The sequence below is a fragment of the Microbacterium sp. 22195 genome (genome assembly GCF_052056515.1).
Classification (GTDB): domain Bacteria; phylum Actinomycetota; class Actinomycetes; order Actinomycetales; family Microbacteriaceae; genus Microbacterium.
Genome location: NZ_JBQEPE010000001.1, coordinates 1,287,863 through 1,308,860 on the forward strand (window position 1 = coordinate 1,287,863; position 20,998 = coordinate 1,308,860).

The window sequence follows — 20,998 nt, forward strand, 5'->3', positions numbered from 1 at the left end:
CCTTGCGTTCACTCCGGTAGTCCTGTCTTCATTATAGTGAATTCTCACTGGCCGAGCCCCCTGCCTTGATACACGGCTCTGTGCGCCGCGAGAGAGGTGCGCAGCATTCCGTCGACATCGTCGATGACGTTGCCGTGCGCGGGCCCGATGAAGCCGGTGGGATGCTCGTCGAGCAGGCCCTCGATCGCTGTGAAGGCGTCGCTGACGTCGACGAACTTCGTCCAGTAGAGCGCCCGACCCGTGCCGTACGCCGCCTGTGCCACGGAGGGAGGCTCGGGCATCTCACCGGAGAAGAGGCGGCACTGACCCGGGAGATGCGCCGGCTCGTCGGCCTCCTCATCCGGCGACGGGACGTCGTGGATGAACGAGAAGCCGTCGGAGACGAAGAGCACCCCGGCCCCGGAGTCCCACGCCCAGGTGGTGTTCTCCAGGTCGCGGATGTGCGCCGGCATCAGCACCAGCTCCCGTCCGCCGAGATCGACGGACTGTCCGGCGGGGACCGCGCGCAGCCGATCGGCGAACTCCGGGAAGTGCAGATGGTAGTCGCGCACCTCGCCGAGGACGGTCGCCTGCGGGAACCGCTCCATCAGCGCGGGCAGGTTCCCGGCGTGCGGGATCTCGGGGTGCGTGGGGACGAGGTAGTCGAGCGTCCGCCCCGCGAGAGCCTCGTCGAGCTGAGCCAGGACGACCGCGCGGTGCGCGGGGTCGCCGGTGTCGATCAGCGCGGTGCGCTCCTCGCCGATCACCAGATAGGCGTTGACGTGGTAGTGCACCTCCTCGCCGTGGCCGAAGGCGGAAAGGCAACCGCCCAGCCAGTACACGCCGTCGGCGATCCGGCGGGGCGACTCGAACACGGCGGTCATGACAGTCCGATCCTCTCGATGGCGGCGGCGAGCGCGGCGGTCTGCTCCGCCACCTTCTCGCCCTCGTACGGCCGGCCGTACCCGGGACCGATCAGGGAGATCCGTCTCTCCGCGATGACCGACCGCACGTGCGCCGCGATGTCCCCGGTCTCCGCGCGGGTGAACCAGCGGAACTTCGCCAGGCCGTTCTCGGCGGGCCCGTCTCCGTGGGTGAAGGCGTCCGAGGTGAGCAGCGTTCCCGTCTCCGGTTCGTGAACCCACAGGGTGGGCAGCAGCCGCATCATCGGGGAGATGAGCTCGATGCGCATGCCGGGGTGCGGCTCGATCCACTGCGCCGTGCCGGGCTCGACGCTCACTCGCCGCACCTCGGCGAGCGAGCGCGGCACGGTGATGCCGCCGGTGTACCAGACCGCGTCGATCGGGAACCGCGACTCGATGGCCGGCAGATTCAGACAGCACTCCATCTCGGTGCGGGTGAGCAGCACCGAGAGCGGGACGCCGCCGTCGTACAGCTCCTGCAGGGCGGCGAGCACCTCCTGCTCGTGGGCGCGGATGCCCGTGTCCACCAGCAGTGCACCGGTCTCGCCGATGATGAGATAGCAGCTGACGGGCTGCGAGGCCCGCACCCCCGGAGGGCACCAGCTCACTCGCTCGTCGAGGTCGATGTCACCGCCGAGGCGGTGCACTGTGGTGGCCGACATCAGCGTGCCCCGCTCAGCGAGCGGCGCTCTCCCAGACCACGATGGCCTCGTCCAGCGAGCAGTGGTCGTGGCGGGCGCGCATGACGGTCAGGGCCGCCTCGTGCACGGTCTCGTCGTACGCGCCGACCGCGTCGTCGATCAGCACCGCGTAGAAGTCGTTGGAGCCGGCATCGCGCAGCGTCGCCTCGACGCAGCCACCTGTCGACACCCCGACAATCGCGACCGACTCGATGCCCTGGCTGCGCAGCAGCAGGGCCAGCTCGGTGCCGACGAACGCGCTCTGGCGGCGCTTGCGGATGACGATCTCATCGCCCTCCGGCGCGCATGCCTCGGTGAACTCCGTGAGCGGATCCCCCTTGGCGCTGAGCCTGCCGAGGTCGGTCGAGCGCCCCTGACCCACGGTGTACAGCGCTCGCAGCCAGGCCGCCGTCGAGCTCTTGCCGTCGGGCAGGTTCTCGACGCAGATGTGGAAGATCGGCACGCCGTTCGCCCGGGCCGCCCTGATCGCACGACCGCACTGGTCGACGATGCGCGGCATCATGCTCATGTTGTGGCCGGAGTCCGCGATGGCCCCACCCTTGGAGACGGCGCCCTTCTGCATGTCGATGACGACCAGTGCGGTCGTGGCCGGGTCCAGCAGTTCAGCGAAGGTGTCGCGCACCTGCTTGCCGCAGATCTCGATCATGTCGTTCTCCTTTCAGACCCGGTGCCGGCCGGGATCGCTCTCCGACCGGCACCGGGGTGATGTCTCTTCTGGTCAGCCGCCCAGGGCGGCGAAGTAGATCTGGTTGTTGGTGAGCGGATTCGCCCCGGTCAGGCCCTTCTGCCGCGCGAGCATGTTCTTGGTCTGCACGAGCGCGAGGATCGGCGAGCCCTCGTCGATGTAGTCCGCAGCGTCCTGCAGCAGCGTCTTGCGATCTGCCTCGCTGGTCTTGACGTCGGCCATCTTCAGACGGGCCTCGTCGAACCGGGGGTCGGCCCAGCCGGTGCTGTTGCTCGGAGCGCCGCCGGCGTAGAACGCGTAGCTGTAGTACGCGGGATCGTTGATGACGATCGGCTCGGAGTACAGGATCGCCTGGTAGCGCCCGTCGATCACGGCGGTCGAGAAGTCCGTGGTGCTCGCGATGTTCTTCAGCGCGACGCGGATGCCCACGTCCTTGAGCATCGACTGGATCAGCACCGCCGAGCGCTCCGCCACCGGGCCGGGGCGCGTGGCGCTGTAGCTCAGCTCCATGTCGAACCCGTCCGGGTATCCGGCATCCGCCAGCGCCTTCTTGGCCGCGGCCTTGTCGAAGGTGTAGCTCGGGGTCGCCTTCACACCCGGGAAGATCGCCTTCGACGGCTCGCCGTAGCCGGAGTACGCGCCCTTGACGAGTGCGGCGCGGTCGATCGCCTGCGATACGGCGCGACGCACCGCGGGGTCGGCGAGGGGGCCGGTCTTGGTGTTGATCATGAGCGTGTCGCGCGTCTGGCCGACGCAGTCGAGCACCTGCACGCCGGGGGCCTTCGCGAGCGACGCGTACTGGTCGTACTCGAACGATCCGGCCACCTGGGCCTCGCCGGATTCGACGAGCTGGCTGCGGGTCGCGGTGTTGGACACGGCCTTGATGACGACGCGCTTGACGGAGCCGCGCTTGCCCTCCCAGTGCGTGTCGGCCCTCAGCGTGAGCGACGTGCCGGGCGTGAACTCCTCGAGATCCCAGCCGGAGTAGTCCGCGAGGTTCTTCGAGAGCCAGGTGTTGGCCGTCGGGTCGTCCGCGGTCGCGTGCTTCTTGGCCTCGACGCTGTCGTGGATGTAGAACAGGTTGTTCTGCAGCGAGGCGAGCGTGTACGACGTGATCGTCTTGGTGTTCAGCTGGATGGTGTGCTCGTCGATGATCTTGGTGAGGTTGTTGACATCGAACCCGCTCGTGGTCAGCGTGCCCTTCATGACCGGCTGACGGACCATGCCGATCTGAAGGCTCCACGCGACGTCCTCGGCGGACAGCTTGTTGCCCCACTGGCTGGTCAGGTCGCGGAGCTTGACGATGACGCCGGTGCCGTCGGGGTTGAGCTCGGCGCTCTCGGCCAGACGCCCGGTGAGGTCGGTGGACGGCTTGAGGCAGCTCTCCTCGGAGCCGGCGCCCTTGTACGCCATCAGCTGCGAGCCGAGCCCGCTGAGGACGACGTGCGAGGCGCTGCCGCCCCAGGGCGAGGGGGTCAGGCTGTCGGGAACCGCCCCGACGGCGACGACGACGCTCTCGGGCTTCGACGCGGCCGGAGCCGTCCCGTCGGACGACGGTGTGCCGGAGCACCCCGTGACGACCAGCGAGACCGCCGCGGCGACCGCGCCGAGGAGAGCCAGACGTGAATGCTTCATTGCATGTTCCGTTCTGATTTCGGGTATTGCAGGGGTGGGTGGGGGGTGCGAGCGGTGACCGACCTCAGTAGCGGTAGGCCTGCTTGTGGCCCGCTCGGATGATGGGCTCGACATCACGGACGTTCGTGATGACGTTCCCGTGGGTGGGTGCGACGATCTCGACGCCGAGTTCGTCCACGAGCGCCAGGACGCGGTCGTAGACGCGATCGGCGTCGTTGTTGAATCGCGCCCAGTACAGTGCGCTGCCAGTGAAGAACGCGGCGTTCTCGACGGCGATGGGCTGGGAGAGCTCGTCGGTCGTGAGCGCGCACTCCCCCGGGAGGTGCAGCGGATCCTCGTCGTCGAGCTCGGGACGGTGCATGTAGCAGAACCCGTCGGCCGTGAACATGACCTTCTCGCGCGACGCGAACGCCCACTGGGTGTTCGGCAGGTCGCGGATCATCGCCTCCACGATGCGCACCTCCTGTCCACCGCCGAGGTCGATGACGTCGCCGGGGACGCGCGAGTTCAGGTTCGGCACGATCTGCGGGTAGAAGAGGTGGTAGTCGTGCATGTCGCCGACCACCTTGATGTCGGGGTACTTCTCGACGAGCCGGGGCAGGTTGCCGGTGTGCGGCAGCTCGGGGTGCGTCGGGAAGACGTAGGTGAGCGGCTCGTCGCCCAGAAGCTCGTCGAGCTTGGCGGAGATGGTCGGCCAGCTGGACGGGTTGCCGGTGTCGACGATCATCGACGCCTCGGTGCCCTTGACCACGTAGGCCGAGTTGTGGCCGTGGATGACGCGGTCCGCGAGGTGGAAGGGCAGGCAGGCGCCCATCCAGAAGACGCCCGGCCTGATCTCCCGGGGGAACTCGGCTGCCATCGTCTCGGTGATGATGTTCTCCATGGCAATGTCTCCTAAGCGGCGTCGTCGGCCAGTGCGGCCAGCATGAGGTCGAGGTGGCGGCGGACGCTGGCGCGCCCGCGGATGACCGCGCCGCGCGAGGGAGCGATGACCTCGGGATCGAAGCGGTCGAAGGTCTCCACGAGCCAGTCGCGCAGCGGGTGCTTCGTCGCGCGGGGAAGCCACTCGTACTTGGCGAACAGATGCGCGGCGACCTGCGCCGGCGTCGTGTCGTCCTGCACGGTGGCGTCGATGAAGCGGTAGCCGTCGGGACGGCCCATGACCCCGTGCGTGAAGGTGTCCGAGGTGAACAGCGCGCCGGTCTTCTCGTCCCAGCCCCAGAAGGTGGGGAGCAGGCGCAGCAGTGGCGACTGGACGTCCAGGATGCGGCCGGGAGCGACCTCGATGGTCATCGAGCGCTCGAGGGCATCGCCCTCGGCGGTGCGCGTCCCGTCGATCTGCTGGCGGCGCCCGCGGAGGGCCATCCTGCTCACGTCGTCGAAGGCGTCGAACGGGTTGATGACACCGCCGGTGAACAGCCGGAGGATGTCGAAGCGGCGCGCGATGGGCTCGAGGTTGGAGACGCAGTCCATCTCGGGCCGCGTGAAGAACATCGAGACCCCGCCGCCCTCCCCGATCAGCTCCGCGAGGTCGTCGAGCACCTGCTCGCTGTGCACCGCCAGCCCCGAGTCGATGAGGAGGTGGTCCTCCCCCTCCGACAACAGGTAGCAGTTCGACGCCTGGTAGCCGGTAGATCCGCGCGGGACCCAGCTGACGAGATCGCTGAGCTCGTAGGCTCCGCCGAGGACGGTCAGTCCGCCGTCATGCACTTTAGTGAACATGGCTTCAATCTATTGAAGATGAATGATGGTTGTCAAGACCTGAGGCGCGGTTTCCGCAGGCGCGGAGCGGACTCAGGCGGCCGTCGCGACGGCGGCCTGCGGGGCGGCCTCGCGGCGGCGTGGAGCGACGTTCTGCCGCGTGCGGGGATCGAGCAGCGTGATGAGGGTGTCCAGCACCACGTAGCCGAGCAGGCTGGTCGCGCCCATCACGAGCACGAAGCCCTGGATGACCGGCACATCGCCCTTCAGCACGCCGTCGAGCGACCAGCCGCCGATGCCGGGCCAGGAGAACACGCTCTCGATGATCGCGGCACCGCTGAGCGAAGCGGCGAACAGCAGCACCATGTATGTCATCAGGGCACCGCGCACATCGGTGAGCGCGTACCGGAAGACCTGCCCGGGCCGAAGGCCGCATGCGCGGGCGAACTCGATCTGCGGCGACCCCAGGATCTGCAGCATCCCGGTGCGCACCGTCTTGCCGAACGCCGCAGCGAAGAACAGTCCGATGGTCACTGTCGGCAGCACCGCCCGACTGAGGATGGAGCCCACCGTCCCCCACTGGCCGGCGATCACGGCATCCACGGGAACCCAGCCGGTCACCTTCGGCGGCGGCGAGTCGAGGGCGGAGAGCATGCCCAGCGGCGCCGGCGCGATCTTCAGCTGCTGGTAGAAGATGAACAGCAGGATCAGCGCGAGCACGAACTCCGGCATCGCCATGAGGATCGACACCACCACGCCGAACGTGCGGTCCGGCAGGCGCCCCACGCGGTACGCGGCGACCGCGCCCATCGCCAGGCCGATGACCAGAGCGAGGATCAGTCCCGGAACCAGGTAGACGAGCGTGTTGGGGAGCCGGGTCCAGAGCTCCTCGGACACCGAGCTCCCGGTGAAGAACGACTTCCCCAGGTCGCCGTGCAGGACGCGCACCAGGTAGTCGAGGTAGCGCTCGAGGAACGGCTTGTCCAGGCCCAGCTGCTCATTGATCCTGGCGACGTCCTGCGGGGTGGCGAACTCGCCCAGCAGTGCCTTGGCGGGGTCGCCGGGCAGCAGGGAGACCAGCCCGAAGCTCAGCGTGATCAGACCCCACAGCAGCAGGACGGCGATGATCAGACGGGAGATGATGTAGCGGATCATGATTCTCCTGAGACGTCGAGGTCGTCCAGTACGGCCGCGCGTCCGCGGTACGGGATCGGCGGCATGGCCGCGGCCATGAGATTGCGGGTGTAGTCCTCGACCGGGGCGTCCAGCACCTGCTGCGCCGTCCCGCTCTCGACGAAGCGGCCGTGGTGCATCACGACGACGCGCGAGCAGAAGTGCCGCACCGTCTCGATGTCGTGCGAGATGAACACGTAGGTGAGACCGCGCGATTCGCGCAGCCGGTTCAGCATCCTCAGGGTGGACGCGCGGATCGTGAGGTCGAGGGATGCCGTCGGCTCGTCGAGCACGACCAGCGACGGGTCGGTGACCAGCGCCCGGGCGATGCCGACACGCTGCTGCTGACCGCCGCTGAGGTTGGCGGGTCGACGATCCAGGAAGTCCGGCGAGAGCCCGACCTCCTGCAGCGTCGAGGTCACGCGTTCGCGCCGAGCGGCGCGGCCACCGTAGCCGCCGTGCACGATGAGCGGTTCCTCGACGATCTGGCCGATGGTCAGACGCGGGTTCAGGGAGGCGTACGGCTCCTGGAACACGATCTGCCAGCGGTGGCGGTGGCGGCGCAGCTCGCGCCTGCTCAGCGCGCGGATGTCCTGCCCCTCGAGCACCACGGAGCCGCTGTCGGCGTCGTAGAGGCGCAGGATCAGCCGGCCCAGGGTCGACTTGCCCGACCCCGATTCGCCGATGATGCCCAGGCACTCGCCCTGCTCCACCGAGAGCGAGACCCCGTCCACGGCGACCTTGGCGCCGCCGTGCGGCAGGGCGAAGGTCTTGGTGACGTCGGTGAGTTCGATCAGTGCCATCTCAGTACTCCATGACCTTGCGCCGGGCGCCGACGGTGGCGATGTTCCTGGTGCCGCCCGCGGGCGACTCCTCCGGACGCACCACGGAGTCCAGCAGCGACGCCGTGTACTCGTGCTCCGGTGTCACGAAGACGCGGGACACCGGCCCCTGCTCGACGATCCGCCCCTGGTACATGACCAGGACGCGGTCGCAGTAGTTGGCGACGACACCGAGGTCGTGGGTCACGATCAGCATCGATCGGCCGCTGTCGACGGTCAGTCTGGTGAGGGTGTCCAGCACCTGGCGCTGCACCGTGAGGTCGAGCGCGGTGGTCGGCTCGTCAGCGATCACCAGGCGGGGGTTGAGGAACAGCGCCATGGCGATGACCACGCGCTGCGCCATCCCGCCGCTGAGCTCGTGCGCGTAGCCGCGGATGACCCGCTCGGCGTCCTTCACGCCGGTGGCCTCGAGCAGGTCCACCGCGCGACGGTGCAGCTCCTGGCCGCGCGGCGCGCCGTGCGCCTTGGCGATGTTGTCGAACTGCTTCTCGATCCGCAGCACCGGATTCAGCGCGCTGAAGGGGTTCTGGGCGACGAAGCCGATCTCCTTGCCGCGGATCCGGCGCAGCTCGCGCTCCTTGAGGTCCAGCAGCGAGGTGCCGTAGAAGTCGACGTGCCCGTCGGTCACCTTCCCCGGAGGCATGAGGAGCTTGATGATGGAGCGGACGACCGTGGACTTGCCGGAACCGGATTCGCCGACGATGCCCACCACCTCGCTCTCGCCCACGCCGAACGAGACGCCGTGCAGCGCGCGGACGGAGGTCGTCCTGTTCTCGAAGTCGGTGACCAGGCCGGTCACTTCCAGACCGCTCATCGGGCACGCTCCACTCGCTCGATCCGGTTTTCGATCGCACCGGCGATCACATTGAACGAGGCGATCACCAGCAGCATCGCCAGGGTGGGGAACGCGGCGGCCCACCATTCCCCGCGGATCAGCATGCTGGCTCCGTCGCTGATCATGGCGCCCCAGGTGGGTGTGGGCGGGTGCACGCCGACACCGAGGAAGTTCAGTGCGGCGATCGTCCCGAGCGCGTTGGCCGCGGTGAGGGTCGCCTGCACGAGCACCACGCCGTAGGCGTTGCGGAAGACGTGGTTGAACGCCACGCGCATCGGCGAGCATCCGATGGCGACGGCGGCCTCGACGTAACGGGAGGAGCGCAGGGCGATGGCGGATGCCCGGGACAGGCGCACGAAGCGCGGAGCGCCGACGATCGCGATCGCGAGGATGACGTTCCAGGCGCCGCCGCCCATGAGCTGGATCGCGACGATCGCGATGACGATGATCGGCAGCGCCGCGAATGCGTCGACGACCCGCATGACCGCGTCACCCACCCGCCCCGTCGTGGCGAACAGGCCGATGGGCACGCCGACGACCAGCGCGAGCAGCGTGGCCGCCACGGAGATGGGCACGTCGAGCTTGGCGGCCTCGATCGTGCGGGCGAACACGTCCATGCCGTTGCCGTCCGTACCGAACCAGTGCACCCCGTCGGGCGCGATCCCGATCGCATTCGGGTCGGGGCGGAACGGATCGATCGGATACGGGCCGATCAGCGCGAGCACCGGCAGGCCGATGATGACGATCACGGCGATGGTCGCCGCGATCCCGTTCCAGCGCGCGCCCAGGCGGAGCCGGCCCCGCCGGCTCCAGCGCACCGCGCGGATCGACGCCGATGTCGGCGGAGCGGACTGCACGCTCACGAGACCCTGCTGCGGTGTCGGGCGGCTCCGGGAAGCGCGGCGGCCTGCGGCTGATCTGACATGCGGACTCCTGTCGTGACCTCGTCGTCGAGATCCGGAAGCGGATCATCAACTTATTGAAGACATATTCGACGCGAGAGTCAACCCTTGAAGTCGACTACACGCGTAAATCCTGACCTGATGACCCGAGCGCGACGTTTCATCAGAATGAAGAGCTTCATCCAGCATTGACTTCAGTGGCCCTGATCTTCATTATGGTGATGACAACACTTCTTGATTGAAGACAGGATGGTGCACGACGATGTCCCCCACTCCCTCCCCGGTCCGCTATCTGCTGCACGACGGCGAGCTCATCGACTACGCGGACGCGCAGCTGCATGTGCTCAGCACGAGCACGAAGTACGGTGTCGGCGTCTTCGAGGGCTTCCGCGCGTACTGGAGCGAGGAGGACGGCGAGCTCTACGCGTTCCGCGTCGAGGATCACATGCGCCGGCTGATCGACTCCATGCGGGTCGTCGAGATCGACGGCCCCACCGACACCGCCGTGCTGGCCGATCAGCTGATCGGACTCATCCGCGCGAACGAGCTGCGCTCGAACCTGCACATGCGCACGCAGGTGTTCGTGGACTCCCCCGACGGCAAGCCGGACGACACCGGTCCCGCGACGGTGTTCATGGCGGCGATCCCGATGGGCAACTACTTCGGTGCGACGGGCCTCGACGTCCAGATCTCCAGCTGGGCCCGCCTGTCGGACCGCGCGATGCCCCCTCGCGTCAAGTCGATCGCCAACTACCAGAACGGACGCCTCGCCCTGCTGGAGGCCAAGCGCAACGGCTACGGAGCGGCGCTGCTGCTCACCGAGAGCGGTCACGTCGCGGAAGGCGCGGGGTACAACGTCTTCATGGTGCGCCAGGGCCGGCTGTGCACGCCCCCGTCGACCGACAGCATCCTCGAGGGGATCACTCGCGACAGCGTGCTGCAGCTGGCGACCACGCAGCTCGGGCTCGACGTCGACATCCGCCCGATCGACCGCACCGAGCTCTACTCGGCCGACGAGATCTTCGTCTGCGGCAGCGCCGCAGAGGTCAACCACGTGACCTCCGTGGATCGCACGAAGATCGGCGACGGCAGCTCCGCCGGTCCGATCACGGCGAGCCTGCAGGGCCTGTACGCGGATGCCGTGCGCGGCCGCATCGCCGACTTCGGCCACTGGGTCACGCCGGTCTACGGCACCGCCTCGGCATGACCGGCGCGACGGCGCACGCCGACTTCCTGCACGCGCGGGGCGAGTTCGACCCGGGCGCCGAACCGGTGCTGTCCGTCGCGCAGGGTCAGAGGTTCCGTCTCGAGGCGCGGAGCGTGCTCACCGATCCGCGCTTCGAGACGGCCGAGGACTTCTCGATCTTCTCCATCCCCGTCACGGGGCCGGTGCGCATCGAGGGCGTCCGTCCCGGGGACCTCGTCCGCATCGATGTCCACGACATCCGCATCGCCGATCGCGGCGGCATGGTCACGATGCCGGGTCGCGGCGGCTTCGGCGAACCGCTCGAGATGCACGGGATGGTGGTCCCGGTGCACGACGGGTTCGCGCACTTCCCGGATGACGTGCGCGTCCCGATCCGTCCGATGATCGGCAAGATCGGCTTCGCCCCCGAGGGCGACAGCCCGAACTCCTCGACCGTGGGCCGCTACGGCGGCAACATGGACTGCCGCGACATCATCACCGGCTCCTCCCTCTTCATCACCGCGCAGGTGGACGGCGGTCTGCTCTACGCGGGCGACCTGCACGCCGTGCAGGGCGACGGCGAGTGCTCGCTCACCGCCGTCGAGATGGAGGGCTCGGTCGAGCTGTCCTGCCGCGTCGTGCGCCCCGCCCCCGTGCGCGGACCGGTGGTCTTCGCCGAGGATCGCATGATCGTGCTCGGCGACGGCGAGGATCTCGACGAGGCCGCCACCGTCGCACTCGACGAGATGATGGCGATCGTGCGCGCCGACCGCGGATGGACCCGCGAGCGCACCGCCATGCTCCTCTCCGCCGCCGCCGACGTCGCCGTCTCGCAGCTCGTCAACGCCCGCAGGAGCGTGAAGGTCTCCCTCGACACCCGCTATCTGCTCACCGCTCCCTTCCAGACGAAAGAGGACTGACATGTACGACCTCCTCATCACCGGTGGCCTGGTGGTCACCCCCTCCGGCGCCGAACCGCTGGACATCGCGATCGCCGACGGCCGCATCGCCGCCCTCGCCTTCGCCGGCACCACGCCGCTCGATTCCGCCGCCCGCGTGATCGACGTCGGCGGCAAGCTCGTGGTGCCAGGAGGCGTCGATCCCCACGTGCACACCAACTCCGTGCTGCCCACCGCCGCCGAGAGCGGGATCATGTGCTTCGGAGCGGACCGGGTCAGCGAGGGCGCCATCTACGGCGGCACCACGACCCTGGTCGACTTCGCGCACTGGAAGCCGGGCGACGACCTCTCCGACTCGTTCGCCCGCAAGGCCGCGGAATGGAACGGTCAGACCTACACGGACTTCGCGCTGCACGGCACGTTCAAGGAGCCGGAGGTCCCGTTCAGCGTGCTGGAGCAGATCCCGGATGCCGTGCGCAACGGCCACGGCAGCTGGAAGGTGTGGATGACCAACACCACCCCCACGCGCCCGCACCAGAAGACCGACCTCGGCAACATGTGGGGCATCATGGAGCAGACCGCCGCCGCGGGCGCCATGCTCGCGGTGCATGCGGAGGACGACGACATCGTCATGTACTCCTACCGCCGTCTCAAGCACCAGGGCGCGATCGGCATCGAGAACATGCACCACGCGCACAACGTGCTGTCCGAGCAGCTGTCGTTCCAGCGCGCGATCACGCTCGCCCGCCACGTGGGCGCCGCGATCTACCTGATGCACGTGAGCGCCAACGTCGGCATCGACGCCATCCGGAACGCGCGCGGCGAGGGCGCCCCGATCTACGGCGAGATCCTGCCGCACTACGCCTACTTCTCCGCAGAGAACTACCGCGAGCCGCACGGCGCGATCTACCACACCTACCCGTCCCTGAAGGATGCCGACGATCGCGACCACATGTGGCCGGCGCTCATCGACGGCACGCTCAGCACGCTCGCCACCGACGGGGTGTGCACGGACTTCGACGTGAAGACGCGGGGCAACACGATCTACGACGCCACGGGCGGTCACGCCGGGGTCGAGATGCGGATGGCCGTCGCGTACACCGAGGGCGTCGTGGGCCGGGGCCTCGACCTCACCCGCTACGTGGACCTCACCTCGGCGAACGCCGCGAAGATCCTGGGCCTGTATCCGCGAAAGGGCGCGATCGCGGTCGGCAGCGACGCCGATCTCGCCGTGATCGACACGGACGTGGACCGGCGGGTCACCGCCGCGGACCTGCACGAGGCCGACTACACGCCGTGGGAGGGGTACCGCACCCGCGCCTGGAACATGATGACGCTGCTGCGCGGCCAGGTGATGGTCGACGACCGCAACCTGGTGGCGGGTCCGGTCGGGGAGCTGCAGAGCCAGCGCGTGTCGTCGGACGTGCTCAGCCGTCCGGCCTGCTGAGGGACCGCACATGACGGCGCCGGCCGCCGCACCGGTGCGGATGCTGGTGATCAGCCTGATGGCGTCGATGCTCGTCGTCTCGTTCAACCAGACCGTGCTGAACACCGCGCTGCCCACCATCATCGCCGAGCTCGGCGGGCTGGACCGGATCGGGTGGATCGTGGCCGCGTTCGTGCTGACGTCCACGCTGAGCATGCCCCTGGCCGGTGCGCTCTCCGACGTGCTCGATCGCAAGCGCCTGCTGCTCGGAGCGAGCATCGTGTTCGGCCTGGGCACCCTGCTGGGCGCGCTGTCCTGGAACCTCGACGTGCTCATCATCGCCCGGCTCGCCCAGGGGATCGGCGGCGGCGGGGTGATGGTGCTGACGCAGACGATCATGGCCGCGGCGGTCCCCTCCCGCGAGCGCGCCAAGTACGCCGGCGCCTTCGGTTCGGTGTGGGCGGTCGCGACCATCAGCGGGGTGCTGATCGGCGGCTGGCTCACCGACGGCCCAGGATGGCGCTGGGTGTTCTGGGGCACGCTCCCCCTGCTGGCGGTGGCGATGGCGCTCGGCGCGAGGTTCATCGCGCCGAGCGGGCCGAGCGACGTCCGCGTGCAGCCCGACATCGCCGGCATGCTGCTGCTGTGCATCGCGACGACCGCGCTGGTCACGGCCACCTCCGCCTCGCTCCCCGCAGAGTGGTCATGGTTCATCGGGGCGATGGGCGCCGGCGCGGTGTGCGCGCTCGTGTTCGCCGAGAGACGGGCCGAGCAGCCGGTGCTGCCCGGCATCCTGTTCCGCAGCCGCACGTTCGTCCTCGCGACGCTGGCCGGGATGCTGTGCAGCGGCGTCGCCTCGTTCGTGGTGCTGTCCTATCTGCCGTCGTTCGCGCAGATGGTGCTCGGGCTCTCCGCCCTGCAGGCGGGTCTTCTCCTGCTGCCCATGATCATCGCGACGGTGACCTCGTCGACACTGACCGGCTTCGCCGTGTCGAGGACGGGTCGGTACATCCTGATCCCGGCACTCGGCGCCGGCGCCGTGGTGGTGGGACTGCTGCTGCTCGGGACGCTCGGCCCGGACACCACCCCGCTCCGCCTCTCGCTCTCGGCGGCGCTGCTGGGCGCGGGCATCGGCACCAACGTGCTGCTGCTGACCCTGCTGGCCCAGAACGCCCTCCCGGCGCGGAACATCGGCGTGGCGACGGCGGCCAACAACTTCTTCCGTCAGGCGGGCGCGACCATGGGGATCTCGCTGGTCGGCGTGGCGTTCGCCTCGCGACTGCATGACTCGCTGGCGTCCGCCCTCGACTCACGCGGCATCCCGCAGCGCGAGGATCTGCCGCTGGCGACGATCTCCCCCGAGCATCTCGCGCTCCTGGACCCGGGGCTGCGGTCGGCCGTCGCCGAGGCGTACGCCTCCGCACTGCCCCCGCTGTTCCTGGCCCTCATCCCTCTCGCCCTGGCCTCGCTGGCGATGATTCTCGCGCTCGAGCGGCGTCCCCTCGCCGAGTCGCACATCTGACGCACGGCCCCACCCCCGCCGGCGATGGGGTACAAACGAAGAGGGCGTCCGCTCCGCGGAACGGATGCCCACCCGCATCCGCCCACCGACCGAGGTCCCCTCATGTGCCGCCTGTTCGCCTTCGTCTCCCCCGTCACCGCCAGCGCGCGCGGAGAGCTGGGAGCGGACGGCATGGAGAGCCTGCTGTCACTGGCGCGGCTGCACGGCGACGGCTGGGGCCGTGCAGGTGTGCGCGCCCCCGGCGACGCTCCGATCGTGACGCGCTCGGAGATCTCCGCCGCTGAGGACCCCGACTTCGACGCGGCGCTCGCGACGCCCTGCCGCGCAGCCGTGGTGCACCTGCGCTGGGCGACCGCCGGGCTGCCCGTGAACATCCGGAACGCGCATCCCTTCGAGGCGGACGGCATCGCGTTCGCGCACAACGGGACGATCAAGCCGCGCGAGACGCTTCAGAGGCTGCTCTCCGCCGACAGCGTCGCAGCGCTGCAGGGCACGACCGACAGCGAGATGTACTTCGCGCTGATCCGCGAACGGGTCGCGGCCGGCGAGCCGCTCCCCGAAGCAGCGGCGCACGTCGCGCACACGCTGCGCGAGCTGTTCCCGCTCGCCAGCCTCAACGCGCTGATCATCGACGCAGAGCACCTCGTGGTCGTGCACGCCAGTGCCACCAGCATCCTCACCGAGCATGATCTGGCGCGGCTGGCGCCCGTGGCGGAGCTGCTTCCGGACGAGCACAACGAGGACTACTTCGCTCTGCGCATCCGGGAGACCCCCGACGGCACGGTCATGGTCGGCTCGACGGGCGTGGCCGGGCCGGACTGGGAGCCGCTCCCCGCCGAGTCCGTCATCGCCATCCGCCTCGACGACCGGCGGCGCTCGACCATCGGGATCTCGTCCCTCCTCGCCGCGCGATCCTGACGGAGCATCGCTAGAATCGAGGAGTCCGGCCACGGCCGGTGCCCGAAAAAGGGGCACGAAGCACTCTGCGACCGATCCAGGAGCACTTCCGATCGAGTCCCGCGATGACGCGCGAGCGGCGAGACACATACGGACCCCCTCCGTTCCTCTCGAAAGGCTTTCGCATGCCCACCGTGTCCGCTCATGTCGCCCTCACCCTCGCCCAGCACATCGACCACGTCTTCGGCGTGATGGGCAACGGCAACGCCTACTTCCTCGACGCGATCGAGACCCAGACGGATGCCACCTTCACCGCGGTACGCCACGAGCAGGGCTCCGTGGTCGCGGCCGATGCGCACTTCCGGGCATCCGGGCGCATCGCCGCCGCCACCACGACCTACGGCGCCGGTTTCACCAACACGATCACCTCGCTCGCCGAGGCCGTGCAGGCGCACGTTCCGCTGGTGCTGGTGGTCGGCGACGAGCCGACCTCGGGCCCTCGCCCGTGGGATGTGGACCAGATCGCGCTCGCCTCCGCGGTCGGCGCGCGCACGTATACGACCGGGCGGGCGGATGCCGCGGCCACCACCGTCATCGCGATCGAGCACGCCCTGACCTACCGCGTTCCCGTCGTGCTCGCGATCCCCTACGACGTCGCGGCCCTCGAAGCGGGGCCCGTCCCCGAGGCGCCCGCGCCCCGCATCCCCGCTCCCCTGGCTCCGCGCGGCGAGTTCGCCGGCGGGATGCTGGACGAGATCGCCGCGGCCCTCGCCGGCGCCGAGCGTCCCTTCCTGCTGGCCGGCCGCGGCGCCTGGCTGGCCGGCGCGAGCGAGGCCCTCGGCGCACTGGCCGACGTGACCGGCGCACTGACCGCGTCCAGCGCCCTGGGCCGCGGCGTGTTCCCCGACACGCGCTACGACCTGGGCGTGACCGGCGGCTTCGGCGCCGACGGTGCCATGGAGCTCGTCCGGCAGGCCGACGTGGCCGTCGTGTTCGGCGCCTCCCTGAACCAGTTCACGATGCGCTTCGGCGAGCTGTTCGCTCCCGGCACCCGCGTGTTCCAGATCGACGTGGCTCCCACCGCGACGCACCCGCACATCGGCGGCTTCGTGCGCGCGGACGCGCGAGTGGCGGCCGAGGCACTGGTCGAGCGGCTCCGCCCGGCCGCATCCGACGTGCACCTCGCGCGGGAAAGTGCGCCTGCCGCGGACGAATCCGCGGATTCTGTCCGCACGAAGCGCACATCTCCGCGCGAAGCGCTCAAGCCCTGGCGCGAGACCGTCGACATCGCCGCGGCCCGCGCGTACCCCGAGGGCGAGGAGCTCGCGCCCGACGGACGCCTGGACCCGCGCTCGGCGGCGCGCCGCATCGCGGAACTGCTGCCCGAGGACCGCGTGGTCGTCTCGGACGGCGGGCACTTCATCGGCTGGGCCAACATGTACTGGCCCGTCGCGGCGCCCGACCGGATGATGATGGTCGGCACCGCGTTCCAGTCGATCGGCCAGGGCTGGCCGAGCGTGGTCGGCGCCACCCGCGCGCGTCCGGAGACCACGGTCGTGCTCACCTCCGGCGACGGCGGCGGCCTGATGGCGATCTCCGACCTGGAGTCGGCGGTCCGCGCGGCCGGCGGACGTGGGATGGCCGTGATCTGGAACGACGCCGCCTACGGCGCCGAGGTCAACCTCTACGGGCTGAAGGGCCTGGCCGAGGGGCCCATGCTCATCCCGCAGGTCGACTTCGCCGCGTTCGGTGAGGCCGTCGGCGCCGAGGGCGTCGTGGTGCGCACGCTCGACGACCTCGAGCGCCTGGCGTCGTGGGCATCCGAGGACCCGGCGGTCCGCCGCTTCCTGGTGCTCGACCTGCGCATCTCGGGCAAGGTGATCGCCCCGTACCAGCAGGAGATCATCCGCGTGAACTCCTGAGCGGCGCGGGGTCCCTGCGGCACGCCTGCACGACTCGGGAACACCTGCACGGCCGATCACGGCATTCGGCCGTGCATCCGTTCCCCGTCGTGCATCTGTACCCGGGAACGGACCCGATGTCCCTCAGTCCAGCTGCTCGATGCCCTGCAGCCGCACCTGCTCCAGATCGAGATCTGCCGAGATCCGGTACACGACCAGGTCGTCGACCGCACCCGATCTGCGCAGGCCGCGCAGCACCTCGCGCTTGTGCTCGATCACGGCCAGCTTGAGCCGGGACATCTCCTCGTGGCGGATCAGCGGCGAGCGCTGCTCCAGATCGACCTCGGTCGATGTGGCGACCATCTGCAGCGTCACGCGGTCATCGCTCCGGCCCGGCGCTCCGGCCTGGTCGCCCAGCTCGACGGAGCCGTCGGCGAGCGGATCGGGCGAGTCCAGCAGGACCTCCATCGCCCCCACCTCGGCGTCGATCAGCGCGCGCTCCCTCGCCATCGCACGCGCGTTGGCGAGCTCGAGCCGCTCATAGCCGTCCCGCCGCAGGCGGTCGCGCACCTCGTCGCTGATCCCGTGCTCTGTGGCCAGCCCGTCGAGCGCAGCCATCGCCGCGCCGGAGATGGCGCGCTCGGCGAGCTCGTACTCCTCGGCTTCGCCGTTGTCGACGGGGAAGCGGGCCCAGCGCACGACCGCCGGCAGCAGCGGACCCTGCACGAGCAGGCTGAGCAGGATCACCCCCGCCGTGACGAAGATGATGTCGTCGCGTCCGGCGAGGCGGATGCCCGCGCCGTCGGCGATCGGCACGGAGAGCGCGATCGCGAGCGACACCGCGCCGCGCATGCCCGCGACGGTCGAGACGATCTGCATCCTGGTGCGCAGGCCACGCGGATGCACCTGCCCTCCGCCGAGCCGCTGGAACGGGAGGGCGAACAGCTGGAACAGGAAGCGCACCACGAGCAGCGTCACCCAGACCACGACGGTCGCGAGCACGAGCCAGCCGATGGTCTGCAGCGACGTCTGGTGCGCCACCCACTGCACCTCCAGGCCGATCAGCACGAACAGCGCGCCGTTGAGCAGGAAGACGCCGAACGGCCAAGCGGCCTCGGCCTGGCGGCGTGACGCCGCGGTGGTGACCAGAGGGCTGAGGTATGCCGCGATCAGCCCCGCGACCACGACGGCGAGCACCCCGGAGGCGTGGATCATCTCGGCGAGCAGGAAGGACACGAACGGCACCAGCAGCATCGTCACGTTGATCGCGATCGTCGACCGCGTGCGGCGCAGCAGCATCCAGCCGGCTGCGGCGACGGCGGCGCCGACCAGGATGCCGCCGAGGTACGAGACCACGATCGTCCAGGTGACGATGAGCGGCGTCACCTGGCCGCCGACCGCGAGCGACACCGCGATGGCGTAGAGCACCAGCGCCGTGCCGTCGTTCGTCAGGCTCTCGGCCTTGAGCTTCATGAAGCTGCGCCGCGGGAGCAGGCGCCCGAGCGCGGCGACGGCGGTGGCGTCAGGAGGCGCGACCGCGGCGCCGAGGATCAGCGCGATCTCCCACGGCAGGCCGAACAGGACGGCCACGCCCGCGACGGCGAACGCCGAGGCCACCACGAGCAGCGTGCTCATCGGCAGGATGTACCGGAAGTCGCGACGGATGGACCGCAGCGAAGTCGTCAGACTCTCCCAGAACAGCATCACCGGCAGGAACAGCAGCAGCACCGTCTCCGGGGGCAGCTGGATCTCCCGCAGCGCCGGCACGAAGCCGAGCAGCAGTCCGAACACGACCAGCACCAGCGGCAGCGCGATGCGCAGCCGCGGCGCGAGCAGCGTCCCGACCAGGATCGTCAGTCCGAGCAGGACCGTGATCTCCAGACCCTCCATGCGCCACCTCATCCGCCGTCGCATCGGGCGCGACGTGCGAAGAAGCACAGCGCCCGTCAAGGAGACGGTATTCCCGTGTGTCGTCGCACGGAAGAGGATGACGTCACACCCATCCCTTGTCCTGCGCGATGCGCACGGCCTGGGCGCGGTTCCCGGCACCGGTCTTGCCGATCGCCGCTGAGAGATGGTTGCGCACTGTTCCGGCCGAGAGGAACACCTCGGATGCGATCGCCGCGGCCGACCTCCCGTCGGCGGCCAGCCGCAGCACCTGGCGCTCCCTGTCGCTGAGCGGATTCGCGCCCTCGAAGAGGCTCTCCTCGGCGAGCGCCGGATCGAGCACGCGCAGCCCGGAGTGCACGCGCCGGACGGCGTCGGCCAGCTCCTCCGCCGGGGCATCCTTGGCCATGAACCCCGCGGCACCGGCATCCAGCGCCGACCGCAGATAGCCGGGACGCGCGAACGTGGTGACGATCAGCACGCGCGTCGCGGGGCTGGCGGCGCGCAGCCGTCGCGTCGCCTCAATGCCGTCGAGCCCCGGCATCTGGATGTCCATCAGGCAGACGTCCGGGGCGAGGTCGCCCACCAGCGTCAGCGCCTCCGCACCGTCGGCCGCGACGCCGGCCACGTCGATGTCGGGCTCCAGCGCCAGCAGCGCCGCGAGCGCGCCGCGGACCAGCGCCTGGTCGTCGGCGATCACGATCCGAATGCTCACCAGGTGACCTCCACACGCGTTCCGCCCGTCACGGGCCTGATCAGCTCGAAGCGCGCGCCGGCGGCCGCTGCCCGCTCGCGCATGCCGCGCACGCCGTTCCCCTCCTGGTCGCCCGCGCCCCGCCCGTCGTCCTGAACGGCCAGCATGCCCGGCCGCACGGAGACGGTCACGGTCGAGGCGTCGGCGTGACGCAGGATGTTCGTGGTCGCCTCCCGCAGGATCCAGCTGGCCGTCAGTCCCTGCGCGGGCGAGAGCGCGCCGGGATCGCCGTCGACGACGGGTGTCACGCCGGCCGACCGCAGCGCATCGGCGCTGGCCGACAGCTGCTCGGTCAGGGATGCGGCGCGGGCGCCCGCCACCGTCGCCCGCACGCCCGCGATCGCCTCCGCCGTCAGCGACTCGATCGCGGCGAGCTCCGCCTTGGCGCGCTCGGGGTCCGTGTCGATCAGACGACGGGCGAGCTGCGCCTTGAGCTTCACCACGGTCAGCGAGTGCCCGATCAGGTCGTGCACATCGCGCGCCACGGCCTCGCGGCCCTCGCTGGTCGCCAGCTCGAGTCCCAGCCGATCGGCGTCGGCGGAGCGGATGATCAGCCAGGTCGACACCGTGTTCACCACGCCAAGCAGGGCGACGATCGCGAGCACCGAGACATAGTCCAGCCCGCCCGGCACCAGGAGGATCCACAGCACGGTCACGGTCACCGCGCCGGCGAAGGTCGCCCAGTGCGCGATCCGGTTCAGCCCGTAGGACGCGAACGACATGATGAACGGCAGGAAGCTCAGCGCCGAGCCGCCCTCCGCCGGGATCGAGATCACCGCGCAGACGATCAGCCCGCCGAAGAACAGCCACTGCCCCGGCGCCGGCGGCCGGCCCAGACCACCGCCCGAGCTCATGCCGCGCATGAACCCGAGAACGTACAGGGCGACGAAGGCGATCATCGCCGCCCAGCCGACGATGATCCAGGCCTCGGGAGCGGTCGAGCCCAGCAGCGCGATCACCGGATACGCCAGGAAGACCAGCCAGATCACGGCCATCAGCCAGCCGAACCGCTCCCATGGGTTCTTCGGCTGGCTGTCCTTCCGCTCCGCCATCCGCCTGGCGGGCAGGGAACCGGCCGCGGGCCGGATCGCCTCGGCGTCCCGGCCCGCGGCCGTCTCGTCGGTCTCCCGCATCATGAGTCCAACCTAGT

At 69.8% G+C, this 20,998-nt stretch carries 19 protein-coding genes; 6 read left to right on the forward strand and 13 right to left on the reverse strand.

Annotated elements, in window-relative coordinates; genetic code table 11:
* Nucleotides 1–44: 44 nt before the first annotated feature.
* The 10 genes from ACTJJ4_RS06335 to ACTJJ4_RS06380 all read right to left on the reverse strand — a co-directional run bounded on the left by ACTJJ4_RS06335 (nucleotide 45) and on the right by ACTJJ4_RS06380 (nucleotide 9,337).
* Nucleotides 45–863 (reverse strand): MBL fold metallo-hydrolase, encoded by an 819-nt coding sequence (locus tag ACTJJ4_RS06335; RefSeq protein ID WP_440942488.1) that lies wholly within the window; start codon nucleotides 861–863, stop codon nucleotides 45–47.
* Entirely contained in the window at nucleotides 860–1,564 is a 705-nt protein-coding gene (locus tag ACTJJ4_RS06340) for a hypothetical protein (RefSeq protein WP_440942489.1), read from the reverse strand. The genes ACTJJ4_RS06335 and ACTJJ4_RS06340 overlap by 4 nt, the downstream gene beginning before the upstream one ends.
* A 13-nt stretch (nucleotides 1,565–1,577) precedes the next feature.
* A complete protein-coding gene (locus ACTJJ4_RS06345; RefSeq protein WP_440942490.1) occupies nucleotides 1,578–2,249 on the reverse strand; it encodes a cysteine hydrolase family protein in 672 nt (223 codons plus the stop codon).
* A gap of 72 nt (nucleotides 2,250–2,321) precedes the next feature.
* Nucleotides 2,322–3,923, reverse strand: coding sequence for an ABC transporter substrate-binding protein (locus tag ACTJJ4_RS06350; protein ID WP_440942491.1), 1,602 nt, complete (start codon nucleotides 3,921–3,923; stop codon nucleotides 2,322–2,324).
* Nucleotides 3,924–3,987: 64 nt separating this feature from the next.
* Complete coding sequence (locus ACTJJ4_RS06355) at nucleotides 3,988–4,806, reverse strand: MBL fold metallo-hydrolase (RefSeq protein WP_440942492.1); 819 nt, start codon at nucleotides 4,804–4,806, stop codon at nucleotides 3,988–3,990.
* Nucleotides 4,807–4,817: 11 nt separating this feature from the next.
* A complete protein-coding gene (locus tag ACTJJ4_RS06360) occupies nucleotides 4,818–5,645 on the reverse strand; it encodes a hypothetical protein (RefSeq protein ID WP_440942493.1) in 828 nt (275 codons plus the stop codon).
* 72 nt (nucleotides 5,646–5,717) lie between these two features.
* The gene (locus tag ACTJJ4_RS06365; protein ID WP_440942494.1) at nucleotides 5,718–6,779 is read right to left on the reverse strand and encodes an ABC transporter permease; all 1,062 of its coding nucleotides are present in this window, start codon (nucleotides 6,777–6,779) and stop codon (nucleotides 5,718–5,720) included.
* On the reverse strand, nucleotides 6,776–7,600 hold the full coding sequence (locus tag ACTJJ4_RS06370; RefSeq protein ID WP_285634405.1) for an ABC transporter ATP-binding protein: 825 nt from the start codon (nucleotides 7,598–7,600) through the stop codon (nucleotides 6,776–6,778). The genes ACTJJ4_RS06365 and ACTJJ4_RS06370 overlap by 4 nt, the downstream gene beginning before the upstream one ends.
* A 1-nt stretch (nucleotide 7,601) precedes the next feature.
* On the reverse strand, nucleotides 7,602–8,453 hold the full coding sequence (locus ACTJJ4_RS06375; RefSeq protein WP_440942495.1) for an ABC transporter ATP-binding protein: 852 nt from the start codon (nucleotides 8,451–8,453) through the stop codon (nucleotides 7,602–7,604).
* A complete protein-coding gene (locus ACTJJ4_RS06380; RefSeq protein WP_440942496.1) occupies nucleotides 8,450–9,337 on the reverse strand; it encodes an ABC transporter permease in 888 nt (295 codons plus the stop codon). The genes ACTJJ4_RS06375 and ACTJJ4_RS06380 overlap by 4 nt, the downstream gene beginning before the upstream one ends.
* Nucleotides 9,338–9,638: 301 nt before the next feature.
* On the opposite strand from ACTJJ4_RS06380, the gene ACTJJ4_RS06385 reads away from it, so the two are divergent.
* From ACTJJ4_RS06385 to ACTJJ4_RS06410, 6 genes are all read left to right on the forward strand, one after another.
* Nucleotides 9,639–10,583 carry a branched-chain amino acid transaminase gene (locus tag ACTJJ4_RS06385; RefSeq protein WP_440942497.1) on the forward strand — a complete coding sequence of 315 codons (945 nt, stop codon included), beginning with the start codon at nucleotides 9,639–9,641 and terminating at the stop codon, nucleotides 10,581–10,583.
* A complete protein-coding gene (locus ACTJJ4_RS06390; protein WP_440942498.1) occupies nucleotides 10,580–11,482 on the forward strand; it encodes an acetamidase/formamidase family protein in 903 nt (300 codons plus the stop codon). Before ACTJJ4_RS06385 ends, ACTJJ4_RS06390 begins: the two co-directional genes overlap by 4 nt.
* A 1-nt stretch (nucleotide 11,483) precedes the next feature.
* Nucleotides 11,484–12,908, forward strand: coding sequence for a dihydroorotase (locus ACTJJ4_RS06395; RefSeq protein ID WP_440942499.1), 1,425 nt, complete (start codon nucleotides 11,484–11,486; stop codon nucleotides 12,906–12,908).
* Nucleotides 12,909–12,918: 10 nt separating this feature from the next.
* The gene (locus ACTJJ4_RS06400) at nucleotides 12,919–14,409 is read left to right on the forward strand and encodes an MFS transporter (RefSeq protein ID WP_440942500.1); all 1,491 of its coding nucleotides are present in this window, start codon (nucleotides 12,919–12,921) and stop codon (nucleotides 14,407–14,409) included.
* A gap of 102 nt (nucleotides 14,410–14,511) precedes the next feature.
* Nucleotides 14,512–15,327: a class II glutamine amidotransferase gene (locus tag ACTJJ4_RS06405; protein WP_440942501.1), complete on the forward strand. Its 816-nt coding sequence runs from the start codon at nucleotides 14,512–14,514 to the stop codon at nucleotides 15,325–15,327.
* Nucleotides 15,328–15,491: 164 nt separating this feature from the next.
* Complete coding sequence (locus tag ACTJJ4_RS06410; RefSeq protein WP_440942502.1) at nucleotides 15,492–17,228, forward strand: thiamine pyrophosphate-binding protein; 1,737 nt, start codon at nucleotides 15,492–15,494, stop codon at nucleotides 17,226–17,228.
* Nucleotides 17,229–17,351: 123 nt separating this feature from the next.
* Here the strand turns inward: ACTJJ4_RS06410 and ACTJJ4_RS06415 are convergent, their stop codons facing one another.
* The 3 genes from ACTJJ4_RS06415 to ACTJJ4_RS06425 all read right to left on the reverse strand — a co-directional run bounded on the left by ACTJJ4_RS06415 (nucleotide 17,352) and on the right by ACTJJ4_RS06425 (nucleotide 20,984).
* Complete coding sequence (locus tag ACTJJ4_RS06415; RefSeq protein WP_440942831.1) at nucleotides 17,352–19,097, reverse strand: Na+/H+ antiporter; 1,746 nt, start codon at nucleotides 19,095–19,097, stop codon at nucleotides 17,352–17,354.
* A 103-nt stretch (nucleotides 19,098–19,200) separates the two neighbouring features.
* Nucleotides 19,201–19,812 (reverse strand): response regulator, encoded by a 612-nt coding sequence (locus tag ACTJJ4_RS06420; RefSeq protein WP_440942832.1) that lies wholly within the window; start codon nucleotides 19,810–19,812, stop codon nucleotides 19,201–19,203.
* Complete coding sequence (locus ACTJJ4_RS06425) at nucleotides 19,806–20,984, reverse strand: sensor histidine kinase (RefSeq protein ID WP_440942503.1); 1,179 nt, start codon at nucleotides 20,982–20,984, stop codon at nucleotides 19,806–19,808. Before ACTJJ4_RS06425 ends, ACTJJ4_RS06420 begins: the two co-directional genes overlap by 7 nt.
* Nucleotides 20,985–20,998 lie beyond the last annotated feature (14 nt).